At 65.7% G+C, this 13,175-nt stretch carries 8 protein-coding genes; 2 read left to right on the top strand and 6 right to left on the bottom strand.

Translation table 11 applies throughout. From position 1 onward, the window contains the following. Positions 1–22: 22 nt before the first annotated feature. From IEX41_RS08425 to carB, 4 genes are all read right to left on the bottom strand, one after another. Positions 23–1,360 carry a S41 family peptidase gene (locus IEX41_RS08425; protein WP_188789806.1) on the bottom strand — a complete coding sequence of 446 codons (1,338 nt, stop codon included), beginning with the start codon at positions 1,358–1,360 and terminating at the stop codon, positions 23–25. 30 nt (positions 1,361–1,390) lie between these two features. Beyond that, positions 1,391–2,518: a murein hydrolase activator EnvC family protein gene (locus IEX41_RS08420; protein ID WP_188789805.1), complete on the bottom strand. Its 1,128-nt coding sequence runs from the start codon at positions 2,516–2,518 to the stop codon at positions 1,391–1,393. Further along, positions 2,515–4,032: a 2,3-bisphosphoglycerate-independent phosphoglycerate mutase gene (gpmI, locus tag IEX41_RS08415; RefSeq protein WP_188789804.1), complete on the bottom strand. Its 1,518-nt coding sequence runs from the start codon at positions 4,030–4,032 to the stop codon at positions 2,515–2,517. The genes IEX41_RS08420 and gpmI overlap by 4 nt, the downstream gene beginning before the upstream one ends. A 374-nt stretch (positions 4,033–4,406) precedes the next feature. Beyond that, positions 4,407–7,739, bottom strand: coding sequence for a carbamoyl-phosphate synthase large subunit (carB, locus tag IEX41_RS08410; RefSeq protein ID WP_188789803.1), 3,333 nt, complete (start codon positions 7,737–7,739; stop codon positions 4,407–4,409). A 250-nt stretch (positions 7,740–7,989) separates the two neighbouring features. Between carB and IEX41_RS08405 the strand changes: the two genes are divergently transcribed. Beyond that, entirely contained in the window at positions 7,990–8,712 is a 723-nt protein-coding gene (locus IEX41_RS08405) for an NAD(P)-binding domain-containing protein (protein WP_188789802.1), read from the top strand. 31 nt (positions 8,713–8,743) lie between these two features. Here the strand turns inward: IEX41_RS08405 and IEX41_RS08400 are convergent, their stop codons facing one another. Continuing rightward, positions 8,744–9,976 (bottom strand): SAM-dependent methyltransferase, encoded by a 1,233-nt coding sequence (locus tag IEX41_RS08400; RefSeq protein WP_188789801.1) that lies wholly within the window; start codon positions 9,974–9,976, stop codon positions 8,744–8,746. Positions 9,977–10,161: 185 nt separating this feature from the next. Here IEX41_RS08400 and aspS point away from each other — a divergent pair, with 185 nt between their 5' ends. Continuing rightward, positions 10,162–11,943 carry an aspartate--tRNA ligase gene (gene aspS, locus IEX41_RS08395; protein WP_188789800.1) on the top strand — a complete coding sequence of 594 codons (1,782 nt, stop codon included), beginning with the start codon at positions 10,162–10,164 and terminating at the stop codon, positions 11,941–11,943. A gap of 319 nt (positions 11,944–12,262) precedes the next feature. Here the strand turns inward: aspS and IEX41_RS08390 are convergent, their stop codons facing one another. Then, positions 12,263–13,162, bottom strand: a complete 900-nt coding sequence (locus IEX41_RS08390; protein WP_188789799.1) for a LysR substrate-binding domain-containing protein — start codon at positions 13,160–13,162, stop codon at positions 12,263–12,265. Positions 13,163–13,175 lie beyond the last annotated feature (13 nt).

Genomic DNA, 13,175 nt, shown 5'->3' with positions numbered 1-13,175 from the left:
GGAAATCCCCGCCCGTCCAATCTCATTCCTGCTGTTCGGTTTCAAGAACGCTGAGGCCCTTGAGGATGTCGATGGCGTAGGCCAGCTGGTAATCCTCTTCGCGCAGGGCGGCGGACTGTTCGGCCCGCTCGCGGTCTTCCTCGATCTGCTGGATCTCGTCCTCGGACAGGCTGTCGTTGTCGAGGCGCCCGCGCAGGTCCGCTTCGGAGCGGCTGAAGATGGAGGTTTCTTCCTCTTCTTCCTCTGGCGCCGGGCGCGGCTGTTCCACCACGATGTCCGGCGACACGCCGAGCGCCTGGATCGACCGGCCCGACGGCGTGTAATAGCGCGCCGTGGTCAGGCGCATGGCGCCATCGCCACGCACCGGCATCACCGTCTGGACCGACCCCTTGCCAAAGCTCTTGGTGCCCACGACCACCGCGCGGCGGTGATCCTTGAGCGCGCCCGCGACGATCTCGGAGGCCGAGGCCGAGCCGCCGTTGATCAGCACGACCATTGGCTTACCGTTCGTCAGGTCGCCCGCTTCGGCATTGTAGCGGTCGCCGTCCTCGGGGTTGCGGCCCCGGGTCGACACGATCTCACCCTTGTCGAGGAAGGCGTCCGACACCTTGATCGCCTGGGTCAGCAGGCCACCGGGGTTGTTGCGCAGGTCAAGCACCACGCCGTTGATGGCATCGAGGCCGCCCGCTTCCTCAATGCGCTCGGCAAGGCCGGCCTCGAGGTTGGGGAAGGTCTGATCGTTGAAGGTGGTCACCCGCAGCACAACGGTGTCGCCTTCGAGGCGGGTGCGCACGGCGGTCAGCGTGATGGTGTCGCGCGTGATGGTGACGTCGAAGGGCTCTTCTTCGCCCTCGCGGGCCACGGTGATGACGATATCGGAGCCAACGGGACCGCGCATCAGGTCCACCGCCTCGTCGAGGGTCATGCCAAGCACGCTTTCGCCGTCGACATGCGTGATGAAGTCACCGGATTCGATCCCGGCCTCGGCGGCCGGGGTGTCGTCGATGGGCGAGACGACCTTGACGAAGCCATCTTCCTGCGTGACCTCGATGCCGAGACCACCAAACTCGCCGCGGGTCTGCACCCGCATGTCCTCGGCGTCGTCCGGGGGCAGGTAGCTCGAGTGCGGGTCGAGCGACGTGAGCATGCCGTTGATTGCCGCCTCGATCAGCTCCTGAGGTTCGGCCTCTTCAACATATTGCGCGCGGATGCGCTCGAAGATGTCACCGAACAGGTCGAGCTGTTCATACACGCTGGATTGCCGTTCGTTTTCCTGCGCCAGCAGCGGCCCCACGAATTGGGTGGTCGCGACAACGCCCGCGACGGTGCCACCCAGCGCGGCCATCATAAACTTGTTCATGCCCTGTTCATCCCTCAGTTCATCCCCGGTTCAGTTCTGGTCGGTTGCGAACCACGTCAGTGGATCCACGGGCCTGTCACCCTCTCTGACCTCTATATAGAGCGTTTCACTGCGTCCAGCGCCACCCCCTTCAACAGATGGTGACGGATTGTCCCCGTCCGGCGCGCCACCCATCAGACCTATCGGGGTGCCTTCGGGCAGCACCTCGCCCGTCTTGCCATAGGTCGTGTCGAGCCCGGCCAGAACGAAGAGCAGATCGGGCTGCGGCTCGAGAATGGTCACAAGCCCGTAATCAAGCAGCGGCCCGCTGTAGCGCACGGTGGCCGACGTGGGGGTGGTGACCAGTGCCTCCGGCGCCGTAGCGAGGACGATACCTGGGCGAGCGACGCCGGCCGCATCGGCTTCGTTCGCGCGCCGCAGCAGCTGGCCCTGCACCGGCAGATCGAGCGCGCCCTTGCGGTCGTCGATGGGCGGCAGAGCGGTCAGCACCTCGTTGTCCGCGATATGCGACAGCCCGCTGGCAAAGCCTTCGAGCGTTTCGGTGGAGGAGATCAGAATCGCGGTCTTCACCTCGTCCTCGGTGAAGCGGCGCGGCAATTCAGTACGGTCTGCTACAGCCTGACTGAGCGCGGTGCGGGCCTGCTGCACGCCGGTCAGCCCCTCGCGCAGGGTGTCGGCAGCGGATTGCTGCAGCAGACGCAGCTCTGTCACCTCCATGAGGTCGGCGCGCAGGCGCTGCGCCTCGGCATTGAGCCCTGGCGTTACCGAAGCGAGCATCATTCCCGCCCGCGCGGCGCCCACGGGCCCCTGTGGGTGCAGCATGATGCCCGGCTCGGCCCGGCCTCCCATGCTCGACAGCACGCCCAGCAGCTGGGCAATCTCGGCCTCTTGCCCCTCGAGGCGGCGCGACAGTTCGGTTTCCCGGATCGCAGCTTCGCGAAGGCCGTCGCGCATGGCCGCCAGCCCGGCCTCGTAGGCCCTGACCGTGCGGGTCAGAGCAGCCACCCGGTCGCGCGCGCTTGTCGCGCGGTCCAGCTGCACCGATGCCTCCTCGAGCGCCCCTGCCGCCGCGCGCGCGGCTTCTGCCGGCTCCTGAGCTGCAACGGGCGCGGCGACAGGCGCTGCAAGCAGCAGCAGGGCAAGCGCGAGGGGCTTCACTTGATGAGGCTCTCGCCGGTCATCTCTTCGGGTTTCTCGAGGCCCATGAGTTGCAGCAGCGTCGGAGCCACGTCGCCCAGCTTGCCTGCTTTGAGCTCGGCGCCCTCTGGGCCGCCGTAAAGGATCACCGGCACGAGGTTGGTGGTATGCGCCGTGTGCGGGCCATCGGTGGCCTCGTCCCACATGGTCTCGCAATTGCCGTGGTCGGCGATGATCAGCATCGCGCCTCCGGCCTTCTCCAGCGCCTCGATCACCCGGCCAAGCCCATGGTCCACCGCCTCGCAGGCGGCGACGGCCGCTTCGAGAACACCGGTATGGCCCACCATGTCAGGGTTGGCGAAGTTGGTAACGATGAGATCATAGGTGCCGCTTTCGATGGCAGCGACAAAGCGGTCGGCCACCTCGGGTTCGGACATCTCAGGCTGCATGTCGTAGGTCGCGACCTTGGGCGACAGCGGCATGAACCGGTCCTCGCCCTCCTCAGGGTCTTCCTTGCCGCCGTTGAGGAAGAAGGTGACGTGGGGGTATTTCTCGGTCTCGGCGAGGCGGAACTGCTTCAGCCGGTGCTTGGCCACCCATTCGCCCAGCGTGTTGACGATCTTCCGCTTGGGATAGGCGGTGGTCATATAGGCGTTGTGGGCATCGGAATACTCCACCATGCCCAGCAGCGCGGACAGCTTGGGCATCTCACGCTCGAACCCGTCGAAATCCTTGTCACCGATGGCTTTCAGAATTTCACGCGCGCGGTCTGCGCGGAAGTTCATGCAGAAGAGGCCGTCACCGTCCTTCAGGCCGTCATAGCCATCGATGACGGTGGCGGGAATGAACTCGTCGGTCTTCTCCCTGGCGTAGCTCTGGCAGACTGCGGTGGGCGCGTCGGGCGCGGTGTCGCCCTGCCCGAGGATCATCGCGTTATAGGCCTGTTCTACCCGCTCCCAGCGGTTGTCGCGGTCCATGGCGTAGTAGCGCCCGATGACGGTGCCGATGGTCGCGCCTGCGGGCAGATTGCCCGCAAGGTCGGTCACAAAGCCTTCACCCGATTTCGGTGCCACGTCGCGGCCATCGGTGATGGCGTGGATAACCACCTGGCAGCCCAGATCGGTGAGCATCTTCACCGCGGCCTTCACGTGGTCGATATGCCCGTGCACGCCCCCGTCCGAAATCACGCCCATGACATGCGCGCGGCCCCCGGCATCCTTCACCCTGGCGGCGTAGTCCTTGATGGCGTCATTGTCGAAAAAGCTGCCGTCCTCGATGGCAAGGTCGATCTGCCCGAGATCCATCGCCACCACGCGGCCTGCGCCGATGTTGGTATGCCCCACTTCGGAGTTGCCCATCTGCCCGGACGGCAGCCCGACCTCGGGGCCGTAGGTCACGAGGGTGGCGTTGGGGCAGCTTTCGTAGAGCCTGTCCATGTTGGGGGTGCGGGCGAGCTTGGGGGCGTTGAAGGCTTCTTCGTCGCGCAGGCCCCATCCGTCGAGAATGGTCAGGACAACGGGTTTCGGCGTGGTCATGGGATGGGCCTCCTTCTGCGGTCAGGTGAGGCTTAGCAGGGTTTCCCGGGGAGGGGGAAGGGGATGCATCGGGTTCGGCTGCGCAAGCTGCGGGAATTCCCGTTGGCGCCGATTTGGTTGTCGCCTCAGTGTGGAGCCGCGCCAGCGCCGGACCATGGGCTGGCGCTGAAATGGTCGATCCTCTCGATTTATCCCGGCCACGTCCGAAGAACCTCGACACGATGCACGGACATCACCAGAGCGCCAGACCGCCGGGACGGTCCGGCGCTTGCGCGGCGGCCTGCGGCCTTGATTCCGCGCTGAGGGCCTCGGCTCAAACGGAAAAAGCGGGACGTTTCCGCCCCGCTTTCCTGTGTTCATCTGCGCGAAGGGCCTCAGCCCTGCAGCGACTTCACGACGATGTCGCCTTCCTCGCGGGACTTCATCGCCATCACCGCGGCATGGGCGCCGGCGGCGGTGGTGAAGTAGGGGATCTTGTCATAAAGCGCGACCGAGCGGATCTCGCGGCTGTCCTCGACCGAGGCAACGCCCTCGGTGGTGTTCAGAACCAGCTGGATACCACCGTCCTTCATCAGGTCGACCACGTTGGGACGACCCTCGTAGACCTTCTTGACCCGCTCGACGGTCACGCCGCCCTTCTCGAAGAAGGCCGCGGTGCCGCCGGTGGCGATGATGGTGAAGCCCATCTCGGTCAGCACCTGCGCTGCCTCGAGCATCTGGTCGGTCTTGTCGTCATCCTTGATCGAGAAGAACACCGCGCCTTCGGTCGGCAGGTGCGTGCCTGCGCCCATCTGCGCCTTGAGGAAGGCGCGGGGGAAGGAACGATCCCAGCCCATGACTTCGCCGGTGGAGCGCATTTCCGGCCCAAGGATGGTGTCGACACCCGGGAAGCGGGCGAAGGGCAGCACCGCTTCCTTCACCGAGTACCAGGGCATATCCGGATCGGCGAGGGTCATCGGGTCGGCCATCGGCACGTCGGTGTCGTAGTCCGTATCAGCGGCATAGCCTGCGCGCAGTGGGAAGGCAGACAGCTTTTCGCCCGCCATGATCCGCGCCGCGATGGAGGCGATGGCCGAATCCGTGGCCTTGGCGACGAAGGGCACGGTACGCGAGGCGCGCGGGTTCACCTCGATGAGGTAAACCTCGCCGCCCTTGACCGCGAACTGCACGTTCATCAGCCCGACCACGTGCAGCGCACGGGCCAGTGCTTCGGTCTGGCGCTTGATCTCTTCGATGATGTCCTTGCCCAGCGAATAGGGCGGCAGCGAGCAGGCGCTGTCGCCCGAGTGCACGCCGGCCTCTTCGATGTGCTGCATGATGCCGGTGACATGCACCGCCTCGCCATCGCAAAGGGCGTCGACGTCAAGCTCGGTCGCACCCGACAGGTAGCTGTCGAGCAGCACGGGGCTGTCGCCGGAGACGACAACCGCTTCCTTGATGTAGCGTTCGAGGTGGGCCATGTCGCGCACGATCTCCATGGCGCGGCCGCCAAGGACGTAGGACGGGCGGATCACCAGCGGGAAGCCGATGTCCTCGGCAATCGCCAGCGCCTGCGCATCGGTGGACGCGATGCCGTTCTTGGGCTGCTTCAGGCCAAGCTGGTTGACCAGCGCCTGGAACCGCTCGCGGTCTTCGGCAAGGTCGATGGCGTCGGGCGTGGTGCCGAGGATCGGGATGCCTTCGGCCTCGAGCGCATTTGCCAGCTTCAGGGGAGTCTGGCCACCGAACTGCACGATGACGCCGTGCAGGGTGCCGGCGTCCTGCTCGACGCGCAGGATCTCCATCACGTGCTCGAAGGTCAGCGGCTCGAAATAGAGACGGTCCGAGGTGTCGTAGTCGGTCGACACGGTCTCGGGGTTGCAGTTGATCATGATCGTCTCATAGCCCTGATCGGTCAGGGCGAAACATGCATGACAGCAGCAGTAATCGAACTCGATGCCCTGGCCGATCCGGTTCGGGCCACCGCCGAGGATCACGACCTTCTTCTTGTCCGAGGGCCGGGATTCGCATTCCACCTCACCCATCATCGGGGTCTCGTAGGTGGAGTACATGTAGGGGGTCTGCGCCTCGAACTCGGCGGCGCAGGTGTCGATGCGCTTGAAGACGGCGGTGACACCAAGGCCGTGACGCCGCTTGCGCACGTCCTTCTCGGAGAAGCCGGTTAGCTTGGCGAGGCGCGCATCGGTGAAGCCCATCATCTTGAGCATGCGCATGCCGTCTTCGTCCTGCGGCAGGCCGTTTGCCTTCACGTCTTCCTCGGCTTCCACGATTTCGCGGATGCGGGCAAGGAACCACGGGTCGAACATGGTGACGCCGTGGATCTCGTCATCGGTCAGGCCGTGACGCATCGCCTGCGCGATGGTGCGCATGCGGTCCGGGGTCTGCTGGCTGATCGCCTTGATGACGGCGGATTTCTCGGGCGCGCCGTCAATCTCCACCTCGTCGAAGCCCGTCAGACCGGATTCCATCGACGCCAGCGCCTTTTGCAGGCTCTCGTGGATGGTACGGCCGATGGCCATGGTCTCGCCAACGGATTTCATCGCGGTGGTCAGGTGCGGCTCGGAGCCGGGGAATTTCTCGAAGGCGAACTTGGGAATCTTGGTGACGACATAGTCGATGGTCGGCTCGAAGGAGGCCGGGGTCACCTTGGTGATGTCATTGTCCAGCTCGTCGAGCGTGTAGCCGACCGCCAGCTTCGCAGCGATCTTGGCGATGGGGAAGCCGGTCGCCTTGGACGCCAGAGCCGAGGAGCGCGACACGCGCGGGTTCATCTCGATGACGACCATGCGGCCGTTCTCGGGGTTCACCGCCCATTGCACGTTAGAGCCGCCTGTTTCCACGCCGATCTCGCGCAGGACGGCGATCGAGCCGTTGCGCATGATCTGGTATTCCTTGTCGGTCAGTGTCAGCGCGGGCGCCACCGTGATCGAGTCGCCGGTGTGCACGCCCATCGGGTCCACGTTCTCGATGGCGCAGACGATGATAGCGTTGTCGGCCTTGTCGCGGACGACCTCCATCTCGAATTCCTTCCAGCCAAGGAGGGATTCGTCGACGAGGATCTGGTTCACCGGGGACGCATCCATGCCGCTGCGGCAGTAATGGATGTAATCCTCGCGGTTGTAGGCGACGCCGCCGCCGGTGCCGCCAAGGGTAAAGGCGGGACGGATGATCGCCGGCAGGCCGACGGTTTCCAGCGCCTCGAGCGCGATCTGCACGCCCGCGTCGAGGTCGGCCTTGCCGTTTTCCTTCTTGGGCGCAGTGACGATGGTCGCCGCCGGGTTCTCGAGGCCGATGCGGTCCATGGCGTCACGGAACAGGGCGCGGTCCTCGGCCATCTCGATGGCCTCGCGCTTGGCGCCGATCATCTCCACGCCATACTTCTCAAGAACGCCCATTTCCTCGAGCTTCAGCGAGGTGTTGAGGCCGGTCTGACCGCCCATCGTCGGCAGAAGCGCGTCGGGGCGTTCCTTCTCGATGATCTTGGCGACGACTTCGGGCGTGATCGGCTCGATGTAGGTGGCGTCGGCAAGGCCGGGGTCCGTCATGATCGTGGCGGGGTTCGAGTTCACCAGGATGACCCGGTAGCCTTCCTCGCGCAGGGCCTTGCAGGCCTGGGCACCGGAATAGTCGAATTCGCAGGCCTGGCCGATGATGATGGGCCCTGCGCCGATGATCATGATGGATTTGATATCGGTTCTCTTGGGCATGTCTCGACCTCTGGCTTGGACGTATTCGGGGCAATTTTCGGCAGGCACGGCAAAGCGGCGGGGGAGAGTCGCTGCTGCCCGCAAATTGTCGTGCGTTATAGACATGCCGCTGTCCCGTGCAACCCCCGATCAGCGTCACGTCTGCGGCGTCCTGCACGGGCCCTGCCCCTTGCACCCCGAGAGGATCGCGGGGCAGGGTCACAGCAACGCAAGACAGGGACCAAGACAGGGCCAATACGGGGGACATACCATGGCGACAATCGGCTTCATCGGCTGCGGCACCATCGCATCGGCAGTGGTGGAGGGCCTCGCGCCTGACGGCCACCGCATCCTTGTAACCCCGCGCAGCAAGGCGCATGCGTCGCGGCTGGCAGCGGCGCACGAGAACGTGGAGATCGCCGAGGCAGCGGCCATCGTGGCAGCCTGCGACGTCGTCTTCCTTGGGCTCATGGCTGAGCACGCGCCGGGCATCCTCGGCGGGCTGCCCTTCCGCGAGGGACAGAACGTCATCAGCTTCATGGCCGGGGCCGGGCTTGGTGACGTGGCCGCACTGGTGGCCCCGGCCCGGGCGGCGGCGGTGATGATGCCCTTCCCCGGCATTGCAACCGGCGGCACGCCGCTGATGATGCTGGGCGACGAGGCGCTGGTGGGCGACCTCTTCGGGGCGAAGAATACGCTCTTCCCGCTGAAGGACGAGGCGGAGCTGTCGGCCTACCTGTCGGCGCAGGCGGTGCTGTCCCCGGCGGCACGGATGGTCGCGGACGCTGCGGACTGGCTGGGCGACAAGGTCGAGGACACCGCGCAGGGCGAGGCCTTCCTGCGCATGCTCGTCGCGTCCAGCCTTGCGGGAAGCGACTGCACCACGCTGATCGCGGCGCTGAACACCGAAGGCGGCTACAACCAGCGGCTTCGGGTCCACATGGAAGACAGCGGCATGGGCGATGCGCTGAAATCCGGGCTGGACGCGCTCTGAAACTCGCCCAGCCGGTGCCGGTGGGCGTCCCTTACTGGGCCGCGTGCCTCATCTCGTCCTGTGGCTTGGCCGCGTAAAGGTAATCGCGGGTGCGCGGCACCGCGTATTGCCCGTGCGACAGCTGCAGGTGGAACACCCCCTGCCGGGTTTCCTCGAACGCCGCCTCGCAGACCGCGAGGTAGAAGCGCCACATGCGCACGAAGGTCTCATCGTACATGGCGCGCACCTCGTCCAGCCGCGCCTCGAAGCGCTGCCGCCAGTGGTTCAGCGTTGGGCCGTAATGGCCGCGCAGGATCTCAACGTCGGCGGCCCAGAGGCCGGTCTTCTCGATGGACTGGGACACTTCGGACAGCGACGGGATATAGCCGCCGGGGAAGATATACTTGTCGATCCAGGTGGAGGTGGCGGTCGACGGCGACACGTGGCCAATGGAGTGGATCAGCGCCACGCCATCGGGGGCCAGCAGGTCATCGACCTTGGCGAAATAGCTGTCGAGATGCGGGTAGCCCACGTGTTCGAGCATCCCCACGCTGACGATCCGGTCGAAATGCCGCTCCACCTTGCGGTAGTCTCGCAGCAGGAATTCGACCCGATCCTCGAGCCCCATCTCCTTCGCCCGCGCCTGCGCCGTGGCAAGCTGGTTTTCCGACAGGGTCACCCCGGTGACCTTTACCCCGTAATCGCGCGCCAGAGTCAGCGCCATGCCGCCCCAACCGCAGCCGATATCAAGCACGGTCATCCCCGGTTTCAGCTGCAGCTTCTGGGCGATATGCGCCTTCTTGGCTGCCTGGGCCTCGTCCAGGGTCATGTCGGGCCGGGCGAAGTAGGCGCAGGAATACTGCATGTCGTCATCAAGGAAGAGCCGGTAGAGATCATCCGAGATGTCGTAGTGATGCTGCACGTTCCTTGCACTGCGCAGCGGGTTGTTGCGCTGCTCGATGCCGCGGGTCCAGCCGCGCACCGCCTGCACCGCGTTGAACCACTTGGGCATGGCCCCCTGCTGCTGGCAGCGGATCAACAGGGCGAGCAGGTCATAGACCCGGTCCGGTGCCACATCGATGCGACCGTCCATGTACCCCTCGCCAAGGGCAAGTACCGGTCGCTGGCCCAGTTCCTTGACGATGCTGTCATCGGTGAGCCGCACATCGGCGGTCGGGCCACCTCCGGGGCCATAGGCATCGCTCATTCCATCCGGCCATGTAACGGTCAGCTCGCCCGTCACCACGAGCTTTCTCAACATCCTGTCGAGTACGGTCTTCCACATGGCAAAGACCTCCAATCTGTGAGCTTTTCATCTTCGCCCGGCGCGGCAATGGTCGCGGGGGGCATTAATAAACATTAATACAGGCGCCCTTTTCGGCAAGTTTGCGCCCTGTTCCCTTGACTTCCGGGGCTGTGCAGGCTGTATCGGCGCCTAACTTTCCAGCAGCTTTCAAGGGGCCCGTACCCATGCACGCCTATCGCACGCACACCTGTGCCGAGCTTACCAAGCAGAACGTGGGGGACACCGTCCGCCTGTCCGGCTGGGTCCACCGGATCCGTGACCATGGCGGCATCCTGTTCATCGACCTGCGCGACCATTACGGTGTCACGCAGGTGCTGTGCGATCCCGACAGCCCGGCCTTCGCCGAGGTCGAGAAGGTGCGCAGCGAATGGTGCATCCGCATCGACGGCACCGTGAAGGCCCGCGACGAGAGCCTCGTGAACCCCAAGCTGCCCACCGGCGAGATCGAGGTCTTCGTGCGCGAGATCGAGGTGCTGGGCCAGTCCGCCGAGCTGCCGCTGATGGTCTTCGGCGATCAGGAATACCCCGAGGAAACCCGCCTGCGGTACCGCTACCTCGACCTGCGCCGCGAGGCGATGCAGAAGAACATGACCCTGCGCTCGGACGTGGTGTCGTCCATGCGCAAGCGCATGTGGGATCTGAACTTCCGCGAATACCAGACGCCGATCATCACCGCGTCGTCTCCTGAAGGCGCGCGCGACTTCCTCGTGCCGTCCCGTCTGCACCCGGGCAAGTTCTACGCCCTGCCGCAGGCGCCGCAGCAGTTCAAGCAGCTGATCATGATGTCGGGCTACGACAAGTATTTCCAGATCGCGCCCTGCTTCCGCGACGAGGACCCCCGCGCCGACCGCTCGCCCACCGATTTCTACCAGCTCGACCTCGAGATGAGCTTTGTCGAGCAGCAGGACGTGTTCGACACCATCTCCCCGGTGATCGCGGGCGTGTTCGAGGAATTCGGCGAGGGTGCAAAGGTCGACGATCCCGCCTCCTGGCCGCAGATCCCCTACAAGGAAGCGGCGCTCAAGTACGGCACCGACAAGCCGGACCTGCGCAACCCGATCGAGATGCAGGACGTCTCCGAGCATTTCCGCGGCTCGGGCTTTGCGATCTTCGCCAAGCTGCTCGAGCAGGAGGGCACCGAGATCCGCGCGATTCCGGCGCCGACCGGCGGGTCGCGCAAATTCTGCGACCGGATGAATGCGTTTGCCCAGAAGGAAGGTCTTCCGGGCATGGGCTACATCTTCTGGCGTGATCAGGGCGAAGGCCTCGAGGCCGCAGGCCCGCTGGCCAAGAACATCGGCCCCGAGCGCACCGAGGCGATCCGTGAGCAGCTGGGCCTTGGCGTCGGCGACGCGGCGTTCTTCCTTGGCGGCAAGCCCGCGAGCTTCCAGCGCGTTGCGGGCAAGGCGCGTGACGTCATCGGCGAAGAACTTGGCCTGACCGACAAGAACCGCTTTGCCTTTGCGTGGATCGTGGATTTCCCGATCTACGAGAAGGACGAGGAAACCGGCAAGATCGACTTCGAGCATAACCCGTTCTCGATGCCGCAGGGCGGCATGGCGGCGCTGGAAGGCGATCCGCTGGCGGTGAAAGGCTTCCAGTACGATCTGGCGTGCAACGGCTACGAGCTGGTGTCGGGCGCAATCCGGAACCACAAGCCCGAGCTGATGCTCAAGGCCTTTGAGATCGCGGGCTACGGCGAGGACGAGGTGAAGAAGCGCTTCCAGGGCCTCTACAACGCGTTCCAGTACGGTGCCCCGCCGCACGGTGGCTGCGCCGCCGGGATCGACCGCATCGTGATGCTGCTGGCCGGCACCTCGAACATCCGCGAGGTCATCATGTTCCCGATGAACCAACGCGCCGAGGATCTGATGATGGCCGCGCCGTCCGATGCGACCTCGGACCAGCTCATGGAACTGTCCCTGCGTGTCATTCCGCAGGAGTGAGATCGCTCAGCGTTCGAGATCAAGGAAGGGCGTCCCTCGGGGCGCCCTTTTTCCGTTTGCCGTCTGCCCTCGCGCGGAAACAAGGCTGTAGGCCGCCGCGCATCGTCGGGCCGCCCCCCGGCCCGGCGATTTGTCGACACAAGCGCTAAGCTGCGAGGGCCTTCGGATCTGGCGACGGTAAACCGAGGGATTCCGCAGGCGGATCGCCAGTCCGCGGCCCGACGCTGCGCTGCTTCGCGTTCAGGCCCACATACAGGCAGCATGCGGCTCGCTCGCCCCTCAGAGTCCGCCATCCGGTCACGCAACGCCCCTGCCCGGCCTAAGCCTTGCGCTCCTCGCGCCCCCGCGCCACCAGCCAGTCGCGCAGCGCGGTGCCGCCGGGCTTTTCCAGTGCCTCGCGAGACCAGCCCAGCGAATAGGGCTGCGACAACGGCAACCCGAGGTCAAAGGGCACCACCAGCTGCCCGGTCACCAGCGCTTCGTGCATCATCGCCCGCTGGCCCAGCACCACCCCCTGCCCCGCCACCGCCGCGTCGATGGCAGCCGCAGTCTGCGCAAAGCTCATCACCGGCGTGGCCTGCGGTGGGGGCAATCCGTTGAGCGCGGCCCATGGCTCCCACCCCGGCGGTGTGAAGCGATCGTACTGCGCGCTCCAGTCGATGCGCAGAAGTGGCATGTCCAGCAGCTCCTCCGGGCCAACGGGCGCATGAGCAGCCAGCAGCGCGGGAGCGCAGGCCGGCACCGCCTCGTCGGTGAAAAGCGTGGCCCCCTGCCCCTCGGGCGCGCCGAAGCACATGGCGAAGTCCACGCCCGCTCCGGCACGGGGATCGTCTTCAGAGATCAAGCGCACCGGCCATTCGGGATGAGCCCGCGCCCAGTCGTAAAGGACACGCCCCAGCCACTTCGCCGCCACTGTGGGCAACCCGCTGACCACCAGCGGTGCGCCCTCCATGGCGGCGCGCAGAGGGCGTTCAGCCTCAGCCAGCCGGGCGAACCCGTCCGCGAGGCCCGCATGGTAGAGCCTGCCCCAACGGGTCAGCTCCAGCCCACGCCCCTGCCGTTCCAGAAGAGTGACCCCGAGATGCGCCTCGAGCCGACGGACCTGCTGGCTCACGGCACCGGCGGTCACGCCCAGCTCGGCCGCCGCCGCGGCGACGGACCCAAGCCGCCCCACCGCCTCAAAGCTCTCCATTGCGCGAAGCTGGGGCAGACGGGCCATGTCAGGCCCATGC

The organism is Salipiger pallidus (assembly GCF_014643635.1).
Classification (GTDB): domain Bacteria; phylum Pseudomonadota; class Alphaproteobacteria; order Rhodobacterales; family Rhodobacteraceae; genus Salipiger; species Salipiger pallidus.
The sequence above is the reverse complement of the archived record's forward strand: the minus strand, read 5'-3'. Positions and strand labels throughout refer to the sequence as shown.